16 protein-coding genes and 1 tRNA gene are annotated in these 19552 nt (G+C 71.3%); 8 read left to right on the plus strand and 9 right to left on the minus strand.

From position 1 onward, the window contains the following. Positions 1-3: 3 nt before the first annotated feature. Positions 4-1422, plus strand: a complete 1419-nt coding sequence (locus tag HYQ63_RS17880; RefSeq protein WP_179934853.1) for a cytosine permease — start codon at positions 4-6, stop codon at positions 1420-1422. On the opposite strand, the gene HYQ63_RS17885 is transcribed toward HYQ63_RS17880, so the two are convergent. The 4 genes from HYQ63_RS17885 to HYQ63_RS17900 all read right to left on the minus strand — a co-directional run bounded on the left by HYQ63_RS17885 (position 1385) and on the right by HYQ63_RS17900 (position 6142). Further along, the gene (locus HYQ63_RS17885) at positions 1385-3733 is read right to left on the minus strand and encodes a tetratricopeptide repeat protein (RefSeq protein WP_257231921.1); all 2349 of its coding nucleotides are present in this window, start codon (positions 3731-3733) and stop codon (positions 1385-1387) included. The genes HYQ63_RS17880 and HYQ63_RS17885 overlap by 38 nt on opposite strands. Positions 3734-3787: 54 nt before the next feature. Beyond that, positions 3788-4411 carry a DUF6879 family protein gene (locus HYQ63_RS17890; RefSeq protein ID WP_257231922.1) on the minus strand — a complete coding sequence of 208 codons (624 nt, stop codon included), beginning with the start codon at positions 4409-4411 and terminating at the stop codon, positions 3788-3790. Continuing rightward, positions 4398-4673 carry a hypothetical protein gene (locus tag HYQ63_RS17895; RefSeq protein WP_179934854.1) on the minus strand — a complete coding sequence of 92 codons (276 nt, stop codon included), beginning with the start codon at positions 4671-4673 and terminating at the stop codon, positions 4398-4400. Before HYQ63_RS17895 ends, HYQ63_RS17890 begins: the two co-directional genes overlap by 14 nt. 86 nt (positions 4674-4759) lie before the next feature. Then, positions 4760-6142: an acyl-CoA synthetase gene (locus HYQ63_RS17900; RefSeq protein ID WP_179934855.1), complete on the minus strand. Its 1383-nt coding sequence runs from the start codon at positions 6140-6142 to the stop codon at positions 4760-4762. Between the two features lie 109 nt (positions 6143-6251). Here HYQ63_RS17900 and HYQ63_RS17905 point away from each other — a divergent pair, with 109 nt between their 5' ends. Then, positions 6252-6695, plus strand: a complete 444-nt coding sequence (locus tag HYQ63_RS17905; protein ID WP_179934856.1) for a hypothetical protein — start codon at positions 6252-6254, stop codon at positions 6693-6695. A gap of 254 nt (positions 6696-6949) precedes the next feature. On the opposite strand, the gene HYQ63_RS17910 is transcribed toward HYQ63_RS17905, so the two are convergent. Continuing rightward, positions 6950-8335 (minus strand): cystathionine beta-synthase, encoded by a 1386-nt coding sequence (locus HYQ63_RS17910; protein ID WP_179934857.1) that lies wholly within the window; start codon positions 8333-8335, stop codon positions 6950-6952. A gap of 190 nt (positions 8336-8525) precedes the next feature. Between HYQ63_RS17910 and HYQ63_RS17915 the strand changes: the two genes are divergently transcribed. The 3 genes from HYQ63_RS17915 (at position 8526) to HYQ63_RS17925 (ending at position 12293) form a co-directional block, all read left to right on the plus strand. Beyond that, complete coding sequence (locus tag HYQ63_RS17915) at positions 8526-9533, plus strand: SGNH/GDSL hydrolase family protein (RefSeq protein WP_179934858.1); 1008 nt, start codon at positions 8526-8528, stop codon at positions 9531-9533. 368 nt (positions 9534-9901) lie between these two features. Next, positions 9902-11122, plus strand: coding sequence for an acetyl-CoA C-acetyltransferase (locus tag HYQ63_RS17920; RefSeq protein ID WP_179934859.1), 1221 nt, complete (start codon positions 9902-9904; stop codon positions 11120-11122). Positions 11123-11354: 232 nt separating this feature from the next. Further along, positions 11355-12293 (plus strand): hypothetical protein, encoded by a 939-nt coding sequence (locus HYQ63_RS17925; protein ID WP_179934860.1) that lies wholly within the window; start codon positions 11355-11357, stop codon positions 12291-12293. A gap of 18 nt (positions 12294-12311) precedes the next feature. Here the strand turns inward: HYQ63_RS17925 and HYQ63_RS17930 are convergent, their stop codons facing one another. Next, positions 12312-12641, minus strand: a complete 330-nt coding sequence (locus tag HYQ63_RS17930) for a hypothetical protein (RefSeq protein WP_179934861.1) — start codon at positions 12639-12641, stop codon at positions 12312-12314. A gap of 123 nt (positions 12642-12764) precedes the next feature. On the opposite strand from HYQ63_RS17930, the gene HYQ63_RS17935 reads away from it, so the two are divergent. Next, positions 12765-12995 carry a DUF4287 domain-containing protein gene (locus tag HYQ63_RS17935; RefSeq protein ID WP_009717330.1) on the plus strand — a complete coding sequence of 77 codons (231 nt, stop codon included), beginning with the start codon at positions 12765-12767 and terminating at the stop codon, positions 12993-12995. 164 nt (positions 12996-13159) lie between these two features. On the opposite strand, the gene HYQ63_RS17940 is transcribed toward HYQ63_RS17935, so the two are convergent. Continuing rightward, the gene (locus HYQ63_RS17940; protein ID WP_179934862.1) at positions 13160-14053 is read right to left on the minus strand and encodes a Bax inhibitor-1/YccA family protein; all 894 of its coding nucleotides are present in this window, start codon (positions 14051-14053) and stop codon (positions 13160-13162) included. Positions 14054-14260: 207 nt separating this feature from the next. Next, positions 14261-14343, minus strand: a tRNA-Leu gene (locus HYQ63_RS17945). A gap of 401 nt (positions 14344-14744) precedes the next feature. Between HYQ63_RS17945 and HYQ63_RS17950 the strand changes: the two genes are divergently transcribed. Next, positions 14745-15527, plus strand: a complete 783-nt coding sequence (locus HYQ63_RS17950) for an ABC transporter ATP-binding protein (protein ID WP_179934863.1) — start codon at positions 14745-14747, stop codon at positions 15525-15527. Between the two features lie 74 nt (positions 15528-15601). Continuing rightward, on the plus strand, positions 15602-18148 hold the full coding sequence (locus HYQ63_RS17955) for an ABC transporter permease (RefSeq protein WP_179934864.1): 2547 nt from the start codon (positions 15602-15604) through the stop codon (positions 18146-18148). Between the two features lie 66 nt (positions 18149-18214). Here the strand turns inward: HYQ63_RS17955 and HYQ63_RS17960 are convergent, their stop codons facing one another. Beyond that, on the minus strand, positions 18215-19531 hold the full coding sequence (locus tag HYQ63_RS17960; RefSeq protein WP_179934865.1) for a cyclopropane-fatty-acyl-phospholipid synthase family protein: 1317 nt from the start codon (positions 19529-19531) through the stop codon (positions 18215-18217). Positions 19532-19552: the final 21 nt, after the last annotated feature.

Genomic DNA, 19552 nt, shown 5'->3' on the forward strand with positions numbered 1-19552 from the left:
CGTATGCCCACGTCCCTGATCGAGCAGCGCTCGATCGACGTCGTCCCCGACGCGGAACGCCATGGCACCGCCTTCAGCCAGTTCACCCTGTGGCTCGGCGCGAACCTCCAGATCACCGCCGTCGTGACCGGCGCCCTGGCCGTCGTCTTCGGCGTGGGCGCCTTCTGGTCGGTCATCGCCCTGCTGGTCGGCAACGTCCTCGGCGGAGCCGTCATGGCGCTCCACTCCGCCCAGGGGCCACGGCTCGGCCTCCCCCAGATGATCTCCTCCCGGGCCCAGTTCGGGGTCCGTGGCGCGATCGTCCCGCTGCTGCTGGTCATCGTCATGTACGTGGGCTTCTTCGCCAGCGGCAGCGTGCTGGCGGGCCAGGCCGTCGGCGAACTCACCCACCTCGGCGACACGACCGGCATCATCCTCTTCGCCCTGGTCACCGCCGTGGCCGCGGCCGTCGGCTACCGCCTGATCCACACCCTGGGCCGGATCGCGGGCGTGGTCTGCGCCCTGGCCTTCGTCTACCTGGGCATCCGGCTGCTGGACCGCGCCGACCTGGCCGCCCTCCTCCACGACCGGAGCTTCGACTTCCCGCTCTTCCTCCTCGCGGTGTCGCTCTCCGCCTCCTGGCAGCTCGCCTTCGGCCCGTACGTCGCCGACTACTCCCGCTACCTGCCGCGCACCACCTCCGCCCGAGCCACCTTCTCCTGGACCCTCGCGGGCACCGTCCTCGGCTCCCAGTGGTCCATGACCTTCGGCGCCCTCGCGGCCGCCGCGGCCGGCGACGCCTTCGTCGGCCACGAGGTCTCGTACGTCGTCGGCCTCGGCGGCGGCGCGACCCTGATCACCTCACTGCTCTACTTCGTCATCGCCCTCGGCAAGCTGACGATCAACGTCCTCAACACCTACGGCGGCTTCATGTCGATGGTGACCAGCGTCAGCGGCTTCCGCGGCCGCGCCACCCTCTCCCCGCGCGGCCGGACCGCCTACATCGCCGGAATCATGGTCGCGGGCACGGCGGTCGCCCTCCTGGGCAAGGACAGCTTCCTGTCCTCCTTCAAGGACTTCCTGCTGTTCCTGCTGACCTTCTTCACCCCGTGGAGCGCGATCAACCTCGTCGACTACTACGCCATCGCCAAGGAGCGCTACGACATCCCGGCCCTCAGCGACCCCCACGGCCGCTACGGCGCCTGGCGCTGGAAGGCCCTCACCGCCTACGCCCTCGGCGTCCTCGCCCAACTCCCCTTCCTGTCCACCCACTTCTACACCGGCCCCTTCGTCACCCCCCTGGGCGGCGCCGACATCTCCTGGCTCATCGGCCTCGCCATCCCCGCCGCCCTCTACTGGCTCCTGGCCCGCCACGACACCACCCACGTCCCGGACCGCATGATCCTCACCCCGGAACCGGACCGCCAGGCTCCAGCGCGCTGACGATGCGCTCACGCAGTCCCGCTGCCCGGGGGTCGTCGTAGGAGGCGAGCGCGCGCAGGGCCTCCGCCCAGTGCCGACGCGCCTCCTCCTCCGCCTCTTCCGTCTCGCGCAGCGCACCGGCGAGGCCGTCGAGGGCGAGCGCCGCGTGCCACAGGTCGCCCAGCTCCCGGTGGGCCGCCGCGGCCTGACGGTGGAAGTCGGCCGCCTCGCCGGGGCGCCCGAGCCGCCGGTACGTCTCCCCCGCGCCGTCCCACGCCCGCGCCTCCCGTGCCCGGTCGCCGAGGCGGCGCTGGAGCGAGGCGGCCCGCTGGAACGAGACCAGCGCCTCGTGCAGTTCACCGTTCGCCTGCTGCGCCCGGCCCAGCTCCAGCAGCCAGTACCCCTCCCACATGTGGTTGCGGTGGGTGAGGGCGATGTCCAGCGCGTCCTGTGCGGAACGCAGCGCCTCCTCCGGCTGCCCGCTCTCGCGCTGGACGGCGCTCAGGATGCGCAGCGCGTTGCCCTCGCCGCCCTGGTTGCCCAGCTCGCGGTGCATCTCCAGGGTACGGTGGACGAAGGCCGACGCCTCCTCAGGCCGGGCCAGTTCGTACGTCACCTCGGCGAGGTTCGCCGTCACCACGGCTTCCCAGTGGGCGGTGCCCAGTTCCCGGAAGTGTGCCGCGGCCTGCTCGAAGTGGTCCTTCGCCGCCTCCAGCCGACGCCCCCGCAAATGGATCAGCCCGATGTCGTTCAGCGACAGCGCCTCCCCGAGCCGGTCGCCGCTCTCTCGCCGGGCGGCGAGGGCGCCCTGATGGTACTCCGCACCCTCGGCCAGGCGATGAGACTGCGTGTACGCCATCCCCAGACTCTCCAGAAGCTCGGCCTCCGCCGTACGGTCACCCACCCGACGCGCCGCACTCAGCCCGATCCGGCTCATGGCGATCCATTCCTCGAACGGGTTGAGGAGCATGTGCACGCTCCGCAGTACCGCGGGCAGCTGCCAGGCGATCACATCGAGGCCGGCGTCCTCGGCGGCCCGCGTCGCGGCGAGCAGGTTGCCGCGCTCCGCCTCGTACCACCGCATGGCCTCCTCGTAGCCCCCGAAGGACGCCGGAGTGACGCCCTCACTCAGAGGCGCGAGCGGGATATGGGCCTCCTGCGGGTTGATCCAGGTCTGGGCCGCGTCCGCGGAGTGGAGATACCAGAGCAACACTCGGCGCAACGCCGCCTCGCGGTCCTCGGGCGGCTCCTCGTTCCGCGCCTGGTCGGCCGCGTAGGCGCGCAGCAGGTCGTGGAATTCGTAGCGGTCGGCCCCGGTCTGCTCCAACAGGTGGGCACCGGCCAGAACGTCCAGCAGATGCCGCACTCGCCCGGAGCCCGCGCCCCCGCCCAGTGCGGCGGCGGCCCCGGTGCCGAACTCGGCGCCCGGATGCAGCCCGAGCAGCCGGAAGAGACGCGCCGCCTCCGCGGGCAGCGCCCTATAGGACCAAGCGAACACGGTACGCACCGCCTCGGCTTCCTCGTCGTCCCCCACACTCAGGGCGTCCCACAGGGCTGATTCGTCGCGCAAATCTCTTATCAGGTCGTCCAGCCCCATTCTCGGGTGGCTGGCGGCCCGCTCCGCCGCTATGCGCAGCGCCAGCGGAAGGCGGGCGCAGAGCCGCGCCAGCTCGATGAGCTGATCCCGGTCGTCTTCAGGCCGGTAGGCAGCGGTGACGACGCTCAGCAGAGCGACGGCCTCCGGTTCGTCCAACGTGCTCAGGGTCAGTGTGTGCGCCCCGTCGCGGATGGCCAGCCCGGACAGCCGACTCCGGCTGGTCACGATGACCAGGCAGCCGGGGGCGCCCGGCAGTAGCGGCCGGACCTGGCCCGCGGTGGCCGCGTTATCCAGGATGACCAGCACTCTGCGCCCGGCCAGGAGCGACCGGTAGAGCGCCGCGCCCGCCTCCAGGTCTGCCGGGATCGCCGTCGCCGGTACGCCCAGGGCCGAGAGGAACCGGTGCAGCGCCTCCTGCGGGGTGACCGGCGCGCCCGGGTCGTAGCCACGCAGGTTCACATATAACTGGCCGTCCGGGAAGCGGTCCTGCGCACGGTGCGCCCAGCGCAGCGCAAGGGAGGTCTTGCCGACGCCCGCGGTCCCGGCGAGGACACAGATCCGAACGGATACGGGGTCACCGCCGCCGTCGGTCAGGATGGCGTCGAGCCCTCCCAGCTCTTGACCCCGGTTGACGAATCCCCGGACATCCCCGGGAAGTTGCCGGGGCTTGGGACTGTCGGGGCGGCCGCCGGTGTGGAAGTGGATGCCTCCGCTGATGTCCCGGGCCTGGACCACGTCCCCTGCGGACCCGGACAGTTCGGAATGCGTCCCATGATCCTCGTTGATCTGCTACTCCGGATTCGGTGGTGGCAAATGCGCTACTTCGCGGGCGAAAAAGGACACCATGTCCTCGCCCACGTCGTAGAGGTCTCTGGTGAGCGCGCGGCATCGTGCGGTGGTGGCCTCGTCCAGGTATCGCACCGCGCCGTCGAGAATTCCCTGATCCGAATAGCGGATCCGATACGTCGTGCGGTCGCCGAGCGTCAGCAGCTCCGGCAGTGGTTCGGGGCTCTCCAGCTCGCCGAGGTGCTCGGGGCCCACTACCCGGATCTTCTCCCCGCATTCGGCGCGCAGCCGCAGCAGATGCAGCTCCCATTGCAGATACGGGGCGATCGGCTGCTCCACCACCCGCACCCGGAACAGGGTGATCCGGTGACGTTCGACATCCTGCGAGAATTCCCGCAGATAGTCGCGCTCCTCCTCGATGAGGCGGAGGGATTCCTGCCAGTCGCCTCGGGCGAACGCCTCCCAGCTGGCGAATCCCGGCTCCCTGAAGTGCTGTTGGCGCTCCAGTTTCCATGAGTCCTGGCCGTCGATCGTCCATTGCCGCTCGCGGAAGTCGCGGCGGTAGGCGTCGAGGGAAAGCACTTCGCCCTGGGCGGATTCGAGGCGGGGGCCGTCAAGTCCGAGCATCGGGGATGTCCGGTTTCGCCGCGCTCAGGGTGCTGCCCGGAATGACGACCAGCCGCTCGTCCGGGGCGATGCTGGCGTCCTGGGGGAGTCTCGCCCGGTAGGCCTCGGTGAGATCGCGGCCGATGACCGCGATGTCACCGTTGTCGAGCTGCCAGATGTCGGGACACCCGTCACGCCCTCCGGTGTTCCCCAGTTCGCGCGCCGATTTTCCTAATCGGCGCGCGAACGATGCGGAGGGGTCGGCTTCCCATGCGCGAGCCATCGTCTCTCCACTCATCCGTCGTGGTCACCGAGTGTAGGAACGGCTGTCACTGATGGCAACGGCGAGAGGGCGGCCGAAGATCGGGATCAGGCCGGGGGCAGGAGTTTCTTTTGGGGCTTGCCCATGGCGTTTCGGGGGAGGGCGTCCAGGAAGCGGACCTTGCGGGGGCGTTTGTGGACGGAGAGCTGGGTGGCGACGAAGTCGATCAGGTCCTGTTCGCCGATGCCGTCGGCGACGACGTACGCGACGATCTGCTGGCCGAGGTCGTCGTGGGGGGCGCCGACGACCGCGGCCTCGTGGACGGCGGGGTGGTCGAGGAGGGCGTTCTCGACCTCGCCGGCGCCGATGCGGTAGCCGCCGGACTTGATCATGTCGGTGGAGGCGCGGCCGACGATGCGGTGGAAGCCGTCCGGGTCGACGGCGGCGATGTCGCCGGTGCGGAACCAGCCGTCGTCGGTGTAGGAGCCGGCGGTGGCCTCGGGGCGGCCCAGGTAGCCGTCGAAGAGGGTGGGGCCGGTGAGCTGGAGTTCGCCGATCTCGGCGCCCTCCTCGGCGACGATCCGGGTGTGGATGCCGGTGAGCGGGGTGCCGACGGAGCCGGGGCGGCGTTCGCCGTTCGCGCGGGTGGAGATGGTGATGAGGCTTTCGGTCATGCCGTAGCGCTCGACCGGGCGCTGGCCGGTGAGCTGCTCCAAGTCGCGGAAGACCGGGGCGGGCAGCGGCGCGGAGCCGGAGACCAGGAGGCGGGCGGCGGACAGGGCGCGGGCGGACTCGGGGTCCTGGACGATGCGGTTCCAGACCGTCGGGACGCCGAAGTAGAGGCTGCCGCCCGCCGCCGCGTAGGCCGCCGGGATCGGCTTGCCGGTGTGGACGAGGCGGCTGCCCGTCCGCAGCGCGCCCAGGACGCCCAGCACCAGGCCGTGTACGTGGAACAGCGGCAGCCCGTGGACCAGGGTGTCGTCCGCCGTCCAGGCCCAGGCCTCGGCCAGCCCGTCCAGGTCGGCGGCGACCGCGCGCCGCGAGATCAGGGCGCCCTTGGGCGCGCCGGTGGTGCCGGAGGTGTAGAGGATGAGGGCGGTGGACTCCGGGTCGGGCTCCGGCTTCGTCCAGGCCGCCCGCTCGGTCAGGTCCACGGGCACCGTCTCGATCGGCGCCTCGACGCCGGTGTCGGCGGTCAGCAGCAGGGTGGCGCCCGAGTCGCGCAGGATGTGGTCCCGTTCGGCGGGTCCGGAGTCCGGCGGTACGGGGACCACGGGCACCCCGGCGAGCAGCGCGCCGACCACCGCCGTCACCGTCTCCGCGGTCGCGGTCGCCCGGACCGCGACGACCGGCGCCCCGGCCACCCGGGCGGCCACTGCGCCCGCGGCGCCCAGCAGGTCCTCGCGCGAGAGGTCACGGCCGCCGACGGTGAGCGCGTCGGGGCGGTCACCACCCGGCGCGGCGAGGGAGGTGAGGAGAGGTGCGGTCACGGAACTGACTCCTTTCACCAAGGGCCAGTGGTGCTACCTGTGGCCCCTCTTCCTTTCGGGGGGCTGGCCCTACCGACTTCAGCGTCCCCGAGACCGTACCTTCGGAAGCATGGACGCCCATGACCCGGAGCTGAAAAGGGAACTCGACGCGACCCTCCAGGCCCGCAAGGAGCTGGGCGCGGAGTACGAGTCCGAACTGATCGACGCCTTCCTGGAGAAGGTCCAGCAGCGCTTCAACGATACGGCGGACCGGGATCTGCGGCGGCAGCAGGCCGAGCGTCAGATGGCCGCCGCGCGGGGCGCGCGCCCGTACGCGGGCGGGGACGGGGAGGCGGCGGGCGTGGGGCTCGGCGAGCGGTTCGCCTTCGTCGGGGTCTCCCTGGTGCTCGCGATACCGCTGTCGGCGATCGGCGCGGTCAACGCCGGGGAGTCCGGGCTGCTGATCACCTGGGCCGGGATCGTGGGCGTCAACGCGGTCCACTCGCTGGGCTTCTTCTCCCGGCTCCGGCGCGAACACCGGGACCACCGGGACCGCCGGGAACACCGGAAGTGAAGAGAAAGCGCGGGAACCGCCGCACCCCGGCGTATGCCGAGGGCGGGACGACGGCGGTTCCCGCGAGGGACGCGGTAGGCCGCGTCCCGGGCGACTGTGGAGGTCCGGGAGCCGCTCCGGATGTCCTGGTCGCCGCATCCTTGGGTGTCGGTGTCGTCCTTTCCGACATCCCCTAATCTGCCGGGGCAGTGTTAACGCTGTGCTGCGTGCGCGTGACGCTCACGTACCACTTCGCCGAAGCCCGAACTCCGGCGTCACTTCGTGCCGTTGGCGAGGTACGCGAGCAGGTCCTGACGGCTCACGACGCCCTTGGGCTTGCCCTCCACCAGCACGACCGCCGCGTCCGCCCGGCCCAGGACGGCCATCAGGTCCTCGACCGCTTCGCCCGAGCCGACGTGCGGCAGGGGCGGGCTCATGTGCTTCTCCAGGGAGTCGCCGAGGGAGGCGCGCTGGGCGAACAGGGCGTCCAGCAGCTCGCGTTCCACGACCGAGCCGATGACCTCGGCGGCCATCACGTCGGGGTGTCCGGCGCCGGGCTTGACGATGGGCATCTGCGAGACGCCGTACTCCCGCAGGACCTCGATGGCCTCCCCGACCGTCTCGTCGGGATGCATGTGGACGAGCGACGGCAGCCCGCCCGCCTTGCCCTGGAGGACGTCGCCGACGCGCACGGACGGGCCGTCCTCCTCCAGGAAGCCGTAGTCGGCCATCCACTCGTCGTTGAAGATCTTGGAGAGGTAGCCGCGGCCGCTGTCCGGGAGCAGCACGACGACCACGTCGTCCGGGCCGAGGTTTTCTGCGACCTTGAGCGCGCCGACGACCGCCATGCCGCAGGAGCCGCCGACCAGCAGCCCTTCCTCCTTGGCGAGCCGCCGGGTCATCTGGAAGGCGTCCTTGTCGGAGACGGCGACGATCTCGTCGGCGACGGTCCGGTCGTACGCGCTGGGCCAGAAGTCCTCGCCGACGCCCTCGATGAGGTACGGGCGCCCGGTGCCGCCGGAGTAGACCGAGCCCTCGGGGTCGGCGCCGATGACCTTGACCCGGCCGTCGCTCACGTCCTTCAGATAGCGGCCGGTGCCGCTGATGGTGCCGCCGGTGCCGACGCCCGCCACAAAGTGGGTGATCTTCCCCTCGGTCTGCTCCCACAGCTCCGGGCCGGTGCTCTCGTAGTGGGAGCGCGGGTTGTCGGGGTTGCTGTACTGGTCGGGCTTCCAGGCACCGGGGGTCTCGCGCACCAGGCGGTCGGAGACGTTGTAGTACGAGTCGGGGTGCTCGGGGTCGACGGCCGTCGGGCAGACGACGACCTCGGCGCCGTACGCCCGCAGCACGTTGATCTTGTCGGTGGAGACCTTGTCCGGGCACACGAAGACGCACTTGTAACCCTTGCGCTGGGCCACCATCGCGAGGCCCACGCCGGTGTTGCCGGAGGTCGGCTCGACGATCGTGCCGCCGGGCTTCAGCGCACCGGACGCCTCCGCCGCCTCGATCATCCGGACCGCGATGCGGTCCTTCACCGAGCCGCCGGGGTTGAAGTATTCGACCTTGGCCAGGACGGTCGCCCGGATGCCCTCGGTCACCGTGTTGAGCTTCACCAGCGGGGTGTTGCCGACCAGCTCAATCATCGATTCGTAGTACTGCACGCCTGCTCCTGGTCCGGAATCCGCGGGATCTCCGCGTCGGGACGGCCGCGTCGCGGGCCCTTACCGCCAGCTTATTGCGCGGACCCGCCCTCCGACCCGTGCGGTTGTGGTCGAGCACGCAGGGGGCACCAAGTGGTTAGCAAGGCGTACAAAGGTACAGAAGGCGTTCGGACGGAGGTGGGCTGGACCCATGTCGATGTCGAGGGCGAGGGTTGCGCGGCGGATCGCGGCCGCGGCGGCGTACGGGGGCGGCGGGATCGGGCTGCTGGGCGGGGTGACCGCCGTGCTGTTGCTCACCGAAGTCTCACTGGCGAAACGGATCGTGGGCGGGTCGGAGGAGGCTCCGCCGCGCGCGGACGGCCGCTACGGCTTCGCCTTCGCCCGAAGGACCGGCCAGCCACCTCTGCGGCTGGCCTTTCTCGGCGACTCCACGGCCGCCGGACAGGGCGTCCACCGCCCTAGTCAAACGCCGGGCGCGCTGCTGGCCTCCGGGCTCGCGGCGGTGGCGGAGCGCCCGGTGGACCTGCGGAACGTGGCGCTCCCGGGAGCGCAGTCCAGCGACCTGGAGCGGCAGGTCACGCTGGTGCTGGAGGACCCGGAGCAGCTGCCGGACGTCTGCGTCATCATGATCGGCGCGAATGACGTCACCGGGCGGATGCCGCCCGCGCAGTCCGTGCGGCTGCTGTCGGAGGCGGTGCGGAGGCTGCGCGAGGCCGGGTGCGAGGTCGTGGTGGGCACCTGCCCCGACCTGGGCACCATCGAACCCGTCTACCAGCCCCTGCGCTTCGTCGCCCGCCGCCTCAGCCGCCAGCTGGCGGCGGCGCAGACGATCGGGGTCGTCGAGCAGGGCGGCCGTACGGTGTCGCTGGGCGACCTGCTGGGGCCGGAGTTCGCGGCCAATCCGCGGGAGCTGTTCGGCCCGGACAACTACCACCCCTCGGCGGAGGGGTACGCCACGGCCGCGATGGCCGTGCTGCCGACGCTGTGCGACGCGCTCGGGCTGTGGCCGGAGGAGGCGCCGGAGACGCGCGACGAGGGCATCCTGCCGGTGGCCACGGCGGCGGCCGAGGCGGCGGCGGAGGGTGGTACCGAGGTGACGGCTGCCCGTGGGCCGTGGGCCCGTCTGTTGCGGCGGCGGCAGCCGGCTGGGGAGGGTGCGGCGGAGGGCACCGCCCCTGTCCCCCCGGTGACGCACTGAGAGGGGTTGTTCCCCACCCCGCCCCTTCCCGAACCGGGGCTGCGCCCCGGGCCCCGTTGCGGGGGCTCCGCCCCCTGCACCCCCGCTCCTCAAACGCCGGAGGGGCCGGGATGTGCCGACCCGGGCTGGGGGTGGGGCATCTCCGCCCCGCACCCCGCGCCTCGCTGGGATGTCCCGGCCGGGGCCAGGCGGGGGGGCATCTCCGCGCCCCGGAATCGCGATTCCGGTGGGTGGTGGCGGCGGCTGAGCGTACGCTTAGAAAAAAGAGTTCCGCGTCACAGCACTCGCCCCGTGACCCCCGCTCTACGTGCGGGTAACTTCCCTCACAGTCCGACGTCGCACCCCCGATCCGCCCCCATGGAGCCGTGATGCCCGAAGCCGTGATCGTCTCTGCCGCCCGTTCGCCCATCGGCCGTGCCTTCAAGGGGTCGCTCAAGGATCTGCGGCCCGACGACCTGACCGCCGAGATCATCCAGGCCGCCCTCGCCAAGGTTCCCCAGCTGGATCCGCGGGAGATCGACGATCTGATGCTCGGGTGTGGTCTGCCGGGTGGGGAGCAGGGGCACAACCTGGGGCGGATCGTGGCCGTTCAGATGGGGATGGACCATCTGCCGGGGTGCACGATCACCCGTTACTGTTCGTCGTCCCTCCAGACCTCGCGGATGGCGCTGCACGCCATCAAGGCGGGCGAGGGGGACGTGTTCATCTCGGCGGGCGTCGAGATGGTGTCGCGCAGCGTCAAGGGCTCCTCGGACGGGCTGCCGGACACCCACAACCCGGTGTTCGCCGATGCCGAGGCCCGTACCGCCGCGCGTGCCGAGCAGGAGGGCACCGACTGGCACGACCCGCGCGAGGACGGGCTGATCCCCGACGCGTACATCGCGATGGGGCAGACCGCCGAGAACCTGGCCCGGCTCAAGGGGATCACCCGCGAGGACATGGACGCGTTCGGCGTACGGTCCCAGAACCTCGCCGAGGAGGCCATCAAGAAGGGCTTCTGGGAGCGCGAGATCACCCCTGTGACGACCCCGGACGGCACGGTGGTGGCCACGGACGACGGGCCGCGCGCGGGGACCACGCTGGAGGGCGTACAGGGCCTCAAGCCGGTGTTCCGCCCCGACGGACTGGTCACCGCGGGCAACTGCTGCCCGCTCAACGACGGCGCCGCCGCGCTCGTGATCATGTCCGACACCAAGGCGCGCGAGCTGGGCATCACCCCGCTGGCCCGGATCGTGTCCACGGGCGTCTCCGGCCTCTCCCCCGAGATCATGGGGTACGGACCGGTCGAGGCGTCCAAGCAGGCGCTGGCCCGGGCCGGGCTGGCGATCGGCGACATCGACCTGGTGGAGATCAACGAGGCGTTCGCCGCCCAGGTCATCCCGTCCTACCGGGACCTGGGCATCGACCTGGACCGGCTCAACGTCAACGGTGGCGCGATCGCGGTGGGCCACCCGTTCGGCATGACCGGCGCCCGCATCACCGGCACGCTGATCAACTCGCTCCAGTTCCACGACAAGCAGTTCGGTCTTGAGACCATGTGCGTGGGCGGCGGCCAGGGCATGGCGATGGTCATCGAGCGGCTGAGCTGAGCCGCGTTCCGCGCGGATACACGGCCCGAGCGCGAGTTGTGACCCAATCTCCCCCAGGATGTGACCAACGTCCTGGGGGAGCCCCGTCTCCCCAGCTCAGGGACGGTGGACGGCCCCCTTCCGGGCATGGACTTCGGTCCGCTCCGTAGTGTCCTGCACTGACGCCGAGAGGCGAACCGAGTCAAGCTGAGGTAGGAATTCGGGGGATCGACAGCAACCGGGAGTTACGTCAGTGAGCCCCATGACCCTTGCCCTCCTGCTGGCCGCGCTGGCCGCCACGGCCACCGGCGCCGCCGCGCTGCACACCGCGCGCGCTGTGCGGCGGCAGATCACGGAGCTGCGCGCCGAGCTGGCCGCCGCGGCCGGTCGGGCGGACCGGTCCGGGGAGGACGCCGTCACGGTGCCCGCCGCCCGCGCCACCCCCGCCGCCGAGATACGGGCGGCCGTCGCCGACGCGCTCGCCGAGGAGCGGGAGCGCGAGCTGGCCGAGGCCCGGGCGTTCTGGGCCGCCCAGGAGGCCCGGGACTCGGCCGGGTCGTCCGACGCCCCCTCGCTGCTCGGCGGGATGGCCGGGCTGGGCGAGGACTCCCCGCACGACGCACCGCACGACGCGCAGCTCTTCGTGCCCCGCCAGGCCGATCTGGCCGGTCTGGAGCCCCTGCTCGGCCTGGACGCGCTGGGCCCGGACGCCCGCGACTCCGCCGGGGAGCAGGAGCCGGACGAGCCGATGGAGCTGGAGGTGGGCGCCGAGATCGGCGCGGAGGTCGGCGTCGAGACGGACCAGGAGGCCGAGGCCGTCGAGTCGCCCGAGCTGGCCGCCGCGCGCCGCCGCCACCCCTCGCACCCCGACTTCACGCCCTCGTCGCCGGTCGCCGACCACGACCGGACCGTGGCCCGGCTGACCGAGCTGGCGGACGCCCGTACCCCGCTGGCGGACGTACGCCCCGGCCCGCTCGGCACGCTCGATGTGTACGTCTTCGCCGACGGCACCACGATCTGCATGACCCCCGGCCACCGGGAGACGGCCGAGCGGCTGGCGGACGCGCTCCGCGAGGGCACCGCCCCGGTGCTGCTCGGCGGCTCGGGCGTCTCGGGCGCGTACGCGCTCACGTTCGGCTGCGGGGACGAGAACGTGTACGTCCTCGCCGACCGCGTCATCGCCTCGCTTTAGCGCTCGCAGGCCGGTTGCCTACAGGCCGCAGCGTCCGGCCGCCGCCTCGACGAGCGCCACCGCCTCCGCGGCCCCCGCCTCCGCGGCGCCACCCGGCGCGCGCTCCAGCGCGTGCACCAAATCATGACCGGCCACCGCGACCTGGTCGGCGATCATGAAAATCCCCGCATCCGGCATGATCCGCGGCGGGTTCCCGGGCTCCTCCAGACGCTGGGCCCGCACCGACAATTCCCTCGCCAGAGCCAGTCCTTCGGCCGCCGCGCCCTGGCGCAGCCGGGACTGCGGGAGGGCGCGCAGCCGGTCGGCGAGACGGTCGACGGCAGTCAGCAAAGGGGTCGCATCATCCACGCCGTGAGCGTATGCGCCACCCACGGACTGTTGCCAACGGCCGAACACTCAGGCACGGTGAGCTGAAGGACCCCACCCGGGTGATGGAATCCGGGTCCGGAATGGACGCGTCCGGAGGCGCCGATGTCCCAGATCTTCTCCGACGAGACTCACCGGAACCTACTCTCCCGCATCCCCCAATGCACCGGCCGTGAGATTGCCGACTGGCTGCGCACGGTAGACGAAGGTCCCGCCTTCTTCCGCTTCGAGGAGAAGGTCAGCTGGCTGCGGGGCGAGCACCAGCTCGCCTATGGGCACGCCAAAGCGATCATCCACGAACACGACCTGAGGCGTGCGGCGCGCAAGCTGCTGTAGCCCGCCGCCCGGAGGCAGAGCGTGTACCACAGAGGGGCACGACACGAGAGCGGCTTATGCCGCAGACAGCGAAGGGCCCGTGGAGGCAATTGCCTCCACGGGCCCTTCGGCTGTTACGGGGTCGGCGGGGGCAGTCTGAGGCCCCCGCAGGCCAGTCCCCCGCGCTAGTCCCTGAAGATGGAGATCAGCCGGAGCAGCTCCAGGTAGATCCACACCAGCGACAGCGTCAGACCGAACGCGGCCAGCCAGGACTCCTCGCGCGGAGCGCCGTACCGGACGCCGTCCTCGACCTGCTTGAAGTCCATCGCCAGGAACGCGGCACCGATCACGACGCCGATGATCCCGAAGACGATGCCGAGGCCACCGCTGCGGAAGCCCAGGCCGTCACCGCCACCGAAGGCGGCGAACAGCAGGTTGACCGCCATCAGCAGGATGAAGCCGATGGCCGCCGCCAGCACGAAGCGCTGGAAGCGCGCGTTCACCCGGATGAGCCGGGTCTTGTACGCGGCGAGCACACCGATGAAGACGGCCATCGTGCCGAGGACCGCCTGCATCGGGGCGCCGGCCCAGCGCTCGTTGTACACCTGGCTGATGACGCCGAGGAAGAGCCCCTCGAAGAGGGCGTACCCCATGATGAGCGCGGGCGAGGGCGTGCGCTTGAACGCCTGCACCAGACCCAGCACCATCGCGACCAGCGCGGCGCCGATGCCCGCACCGATGGGAAGGTGCGCGATCCAGGCGACGGCGGCGGCGACGACCACGGTGCCCAGCGTCATACCGGTGCGCATGACGACGTCGTCCATCGTCATCCGGCCGGTCTGCTGACCGGCCGGGGGCGCTCCGTACATCTGCTGGAGCTGTTCGGGCGTCAGGTTCTGCTGGGCACCGGCCGCATAGGGGTTGGCCGGTGCCTGCGTCTGCGCGTACGGATTGGTGCCCGCGTACGGGTTGCCCTGGACTGCGGCGGGGCCCCCGGCCTGCTGGGCCGCGCCGAAGCCGGCGTAGCCGCCGCCGCGGCTGAACCCCCGTCGCGAGAAGACCGGGTTGCTGCTCCTCATCTCACTCCTCCATGGCCGCCCTGCGCGACCTTGACTCAAGAGTAATGGGTAAGCAAAGAAAGCACCCTAGTGCCCAAGGAGGATCTTTTCACGCGTGCCCGGACAGCGCGAGGTCCCCCCGGGAGCCGGTGGGGGGCCGGGCGCGGGCCCTGGTCGCACGGTGGGCGACCGGCCACGCACGCAGAGTGCGCCCACGAGATCTGGAGGTGCCCGGAACCGGACTTGAACCGGTACGCCCGCGAGGGGCAGCGAGGTTTAAGCTCGCCGTGTCTGCATTCCACCATCCGGGCAGCGGCTCACCCTGGGACGTACGAGGTGCGTACTTCCCTCCCCATAGGAGAGCAGCACGAGCCTATCCGGGCCGATGGACCCGAACAGCGAACCACCGGACCGAGGTTGTCTTATTTTATTGGCAACTGAGGGCCCATCAGCAGTGGGTCAGGGTACCCGCCGATGCCGGCGCCCGCCGGACCTGCTTATATGCCCTGTGACCCCTTTGACGGCGGATTGACGCAATCTCGATGCCCCCATTCGGGGGTCCTCTCCTACCCAAGGAGGACTCCGGTCGGGCGCGCGTACGACCCGAGTCGCGCGCAGAACCGGAGGAGCGAGGGATCCCGTCCCCCTTTATGGCAAGGACGATGGAGGGACGTCCCCGGCCGACCGCACCGCACGACAGGAGCTCCGCACCGTGACCACCACCACCTCCGGCGTCGAGACCGCCGCCCGTCCCGCGACGGCGGCGGCCCGAGCAACGGACCTCTCCAAGGTCTACGGACAGGGCGAGACGCAGGTCGTCGCCCTGGACGCCGTCTCCGTCGAGTTCCGGCAAGCCGAGTTCACCGCGATCATGGGCCCCTCGGGTTCGGGCAAGTCGACGCTGATGCACTGCATGGCGGGCCTGGACTCCGTCTCCAGCGGTTCGGCCCGCATCGGTGACGTCGAGCTGACGGCCCTGAAGGACAAGAAGCTCACCCAACTGCGCCGCGACAAGATCGGGTTCATCTTCCAGGCGTTCAACCTGCTGCCGACGCTGAACGCGCTGGAGAACATCACCCTGCCGATGGACATAGCGGGCCGCAAGGCCGACCCGGCGTGGCTGGACCAGGTCGTGGAGACGGTCGGTCTGGCCGGGCGGCTCAAGCACCGCCCCAGCCAGCTCTCCGGCGGCCAGCAGCAGCGCGTCGCCGTGGCCCGCGCGCTGGCCGGCAAGCCCGAGATCATCTTCGCGGACGAGCCCACCGGAAACCTCGACTCCCGCTCCGGCGCCGAGGTGCTGGGCTTCCTGCGCAACTCGGTGCGCGAACTGGGCCAGACCGTGGTCATGGTGACCCACGACCCGGTCGCCGCGTCCTACGCCGACCGGGTGGTCTTCCTCGCCGACGGCCAGATCGTGGACGAGCTGCTGGACCCGACCGCCGACTCGGTGCTGGACCGCATGAAGCGGTTCGACGCCAAGGGCCGTACGAGCTGACGCGAGGCGCGCGTCCGTCACCGCACGCCGCTCACGCCTCCGTACCTCTCACTTCCTCCCCAGGACTGACTTCCATGCTCCGTACCGCCCTGCGCAACGTGCTTGCGCACAAGGCCCGGCTGCTGATGACCGTCCTCGCCGTCATGCTCGGCGTGGCCTTCGTCTCCGGCACCCTGGTCTTCACCAACACCATCTCCGCCGCCTACCAGAAGAGCTCCGAGAAGGGCTTCGACGGCGTCGACGTCGCCATCACCCCGCACAAGTCCGACACCGGCTCCGGCGTCCCCGGCCCCACGCCGCGGCTCAGCCAGCAGGTGCTCGACAAGGCGGCCAAGGTGCCCGGCGCCGCCTCCGCCACCGGTGTCGTCAAGGGCTACACCGCCCTCGCCGACCGGAAGGGCGAGCTGCTCGGCGGCGGCTTCTCCACCCTCGGCGGGAACTACTACCCGGGCCCCGACGGCAAGGACCCGCGGTACACGATGACCGAGGGCCGCGCGCCCAAGGCCGCGGGCGAGATCGCGCTCGACTCCAAGTCCGCCGAGAAGGGCCACTACAAGGCCGGTGACACCATCCGGGTGTCCGTGAACGGCCCGGTGCGCACCGAGAAGATCTCCGGCGTCTTCACCACCGACGACGGCAACGTGGCGGCGGGCGGCAGCCTCGCGCTGTACGACAACGCCACCGCGCAGAAGCTGTTCGCCAAGCCCGGCCAGTTCGACGAGATCGACGTGAAGGCCGCCGCCGGGACCTCGCAGGCCGCCCTGAAGTCCGCGGTCGACAAGGTCCTGCCGAAGGACGCCGAGGCCGCCACCGGCCAGAAGCTCGCCGACGACCAGGCCGAGCAGATCAAGCAGGGCATGAGCAGCATGCAGACCGCCATGCTGGTCTTCGCCGGGATCGCGCTCTTCGTCGGCATCTTCATCATCGCCAACACCTTCACCATGCTGGTCGCCCAGCGGACCAAGGAGCTGGCCCTGATGCGGGCGGTCGGCGCGAGCCGCCGTCAGGTGACCCGCTCGGTGCTGATCGAGGCCACCGCCGTCGGCGCCGTCGCGGCCGTCGTGGGCATGGCCGCCGGTGTCGGCATCGGCGCCGGGCTGCGCTCGCTCCTCAGCTCCACCGGGGCCGTCGTCCCGGACGGACCGCTGATCATCGAGCCCACCACCGTGGCGGCGTCGCTGCTCGTCGGCGTCGTGGTGACCGTGCTCGCCGCCTGGCTGCCGGGCCGCCGCGCCGCGAAGATCCCGCCGGTCGCCGCCATGAGCAGCGTGCACGCCACGCCGACGACCCGCGGCCTGGTGGTGCGGAACACGATCGGCGCGCTGCTCGGCGCGGCCGGTGTGGCGCTGGTGCTGTACGGCTCCGGCCAGGGCATGGACGGCAAGGGCCCGATGGCGTTCGGCGCCGCGGTCCTGGTGATCGGCGTGTTCGTGCTCACCCCGCTGCTGTCCCGGCCGCTGATCGCGGCCGCCGCCCCGGTGCTGCGGCTCTTCGGGATGTCCGGCAAGCTCGCCCGGCAGAACGCGGTGCGCAACCCGCGCCGTACCGCCGCCACCGCCTCCGCGCTGATGGTCGGCCTCACCCTGATCACCGGCATGACAGTGATCGCGGGCAGTGTCCAGAAGGGCATCGACCAGATGGCCTCGGACGGCCTGAAGTCCGACTACGTCGTCAGCATGGGCGGCGCCGGCGGGGCGCCGCGGCCGCTGTCCCCGGACGTGGCCAAGAAGCTGGAGAAGCAGCCCGAGGTCACCGCGGTCAGCCCGCTGCGCAACGCCCCCGCCAAGATCGGCGGCCAGACCGACTCCCTGACGGGCGTCAACCCCAAGGCCATCAAGCAGCTGGTCGGCGTGGACTTCCTCCACGGGTCGTTCTCCGGCTTCGGCGGGCAGAAGGTCGTCGTCGACGACAAGACCGCCGACAGCAACCACTGGAAGGTCGGTTCGGCCATCCCGGTGACGTACCAGGACGGCCGCAGCGCCAAGCTGACCGTCGGCGGTGTGTACGAGGGCAACCAGATGATCCGCGGGGTCATGGTCGACGCCGCCACCATCACCCCGCACATGGCCACCGTCACCGACTTCCAGGTGATGCTGAAGACCAAGGGCGGGGCGACCGAGGCCAACAAGGACGCGCTGACGAAGGCGCTGGGCGAAAACCCGGCCCTCCAGGTCCAGAACAAGAAGGACATCTCCGACAGCATCGCCAAGCTGTTCACCCTGATGCTGAACATGCTCTACGGCCTGCTGGCCATGGCCGTGATCGTCGCCGTGCTCGGGGTCATCAACACCCTGGCCATGTCGGTCTTCGAGCGGTCGCAGGAGATCGGCATGCTGCGGGCCATCGGCCTGGACCGGCGCGGCATCAAGCGGATGGTGCGGCTGGAGTCGCTGGTCATCTCGCTCTTCGGCGGGGTGCTCGGCATCGGCCTCGGCGTCTTCTTCGGCTGGGCGGCCGGTGAGCTGATCGCCACCGGTCTTTCGACCTACGAACTGGTCCTGCCGTGGGGCCGGATGGGCCTGTTCCTGGCGATGGCCGCGGTCGTGGGCATGCTGGCGGCCCTGTGGCCCGCGCGCCGGGCGGCCAAGCTCAACATGCTGGAGGCCATCAAGGCCGAGTAGACCGGCTTGGAGTGACACGAACGGGCCTGATGCGCTTCCCGCGCATCAGGCCCGTTCTGTGTTCGGTCAGCCGCGCCAGTCCCGGGTCCGCAGCGGCAGCCCGGACGCGCCGCTCTCCGGCGTACGGACGGCGAGGATCTGGTTGACGCCGATCCGGTTGCGTTCGAACGACAGGGCCGAGGCGGCCATGTAGAGCCGCCAGACCCGCGCCCGGCCCGGGGAGGTCAGCCGGACGGCCTCCGGCCAGGACCGCTCCAGGTTGGCGACCCAGCGGCGCAGGGTGAGCCCGTAGTGCTCACGGATCGCCTCCATGTCGCGCACCTCGAACCCGGCCTCCTCCAGCTGGGTCACGGTCCGGCCGACGGGGGCCAGTTCGCCGTCGGGGAAGACGTAGCGGTCGATGAACTCGTCCACGTGGTACGCCTCCTCGTCCGGCTCGGGGCGCCGGGCGATCTGGTGGTTCAGCAGCCGCCCGCCGGGGGCCAGCAGCCGGTGCAGGATGGCGGCGTACTCGGCGTACCGCACGGCACCCACGTGCTCGGCCATGCCGATCGAGGAGATCGCGTCGTACGGACCGTCGTCGATCTCGCGGTAGTCCTGCACCCGGATCTCGATCTTCTCGGTCAGCCCGGCGTCCGCGATGCGCTTACGGGCGTACGACGCCTGCTCCTCGGAGAGCGTGATGCCGACCGCCCGCACCCCGTACTCGCGCGCCGCGTGCAGCACCATCGAGCCCCAGCCGCACCCCACGTCGAGCAGCCGCTGCCCGGGTTCCAGCGCGAGCTTGTGGCAGACCAGGTCGAGTTTGGCCCGCTGCGCCTCTTCCAGCGTGGTGTCCGGTCTCTCCCAGTACGCGCACGAGTAGACCATCGAGGGGCCGAGCACCAGCTCGTAGAAGTCGTTGCCGACGTCGTAGTGGTGGCTGATGGCCTGCTTGTCGCGGCGCAGGGTGTGCAGCGGCCCGCGGGTCGCCCCGGCCTCCTCGCGCGGCGGGGCCGGCGGCAGTCCGGGTCCGGCGAGGGCGACCAGATCGCGGACGGCGGTGCGCACCTTCGGGTCGCGCGCGGCCTTCAGGGCCGCGGCGAGGCGGGTCCGGCGCGGGGCCGCGGGTTCGTCCCGCTCCCAGAGCAGCCCGGCCAGCTGGTCCAGCGCCTCGTAGAGATCGCCCTCGACCTCGAGGTCACCCGCCACCCAGGCCCGGGCCAGGCCGAGTTCGCCCGGCTTCCACAGCATCCGGCGCAGCGCCCGGCGGCGCCGCAGGACGAGGACGGGAGCACCGGGCGGACCGGTCTCGCTGCGGTCCCAGGCCCGGATGCGGAGGGGGAGCGGGGCTCCCAGCGCCTCCTCGGCCAGGGCGGCGAGTCGCGCGGCGGCGTGGGTCATCTCGGCACACCTCCATGATGG

This window comes from Streptomyces sp. Rer75, from assembly GCF_013414305.1.
GTDB lineage: Bacteria > Actinomycetota > Actinomycetes > Streptomycetales > Streptomycetaceae > Streptomyces > Streptomyces himastatinicus.

What these genes read in the sequence shown, in the direction of transcription:
- HYQ63_RS17880 (WP_179934853.1), top strand. Translation starts at nt 4, where the DNA reads ATGCCCACGTCCCTGATCGAGCAGCGCTCGATCGACGTCGTCCCCGAC.
- HYQ63_RS17890 (WP_257231922.1), bottom strand. Translation starts at nt 4,411, where the DNA reads ATGCTCGGACTTGACGGCCCCCGCCTCGAATCCGCCCAGGGCGAAGTG.
- HYQ63_RS17895 (WP_179934854.1), bottom strand. Translation starts at nt 4,673, where the DNA reads ATGGCTCGCGCATGGGAAGCCGACCCCTCCGCATCGTTCGCGCGCCGA.
- HYQ63_RS17905 (WP_179934856.1), top strand. Translation starts at nt 6,252, where the DNA reads ATGGACGCCCATGACCCGGAGCTGAAAAGGGAACTCGACGCGACCCTC.
- HYQ63_RS17915 (WP_179934858.1), top strand. Translation starts at nt 8,526, where the DNA reads ATGTCGATGTCGAGGGCGAGGGTTGCGCGGCGGATCGCGGCCGCGGCG.
- HYQ63_RS17920 (WP_179934859.1), top strand. Translation starts at nt 9,902, where the DNA reads ATGCCCGAAGCCGTGATCGTCTCTGCCGCCCGTTCGCCCATCGGCCGT.
- HYQ63_RS17935 (WP_009717330.1), top strand. Translation starts at nt 12,765, where the DNA reads ATGTCCCAGATCTTCTCCGACGAGACTCACCGGAACCTACTCTCCCGC.
- HYQ63_RS17940 (WP_179934862.1), bottom strand. Translation starts at nt 14,053, where the DNA reads ATGAGGAGCAGCAACCCGGTCTTCTCGCGACGGGGGTTCAGCCGCGGC.
- HYQ63_RS17955 (WP_179934864.1), top strand. Translation starts at nt 15,602, where the DNA reads ATGCTCCGTACCGCCCTGCGCAACGTGCTTGCGCACAAGGCCCGGCTG.
- HYQ63_RS17960 (WP_179934865.1), bottom strand. Translation starts at nt 19,531, where the DNA reads ATGACCCACGCCGCCGCGCGACTCGCCGCCCTGGCCGAGGAGGCGCTG.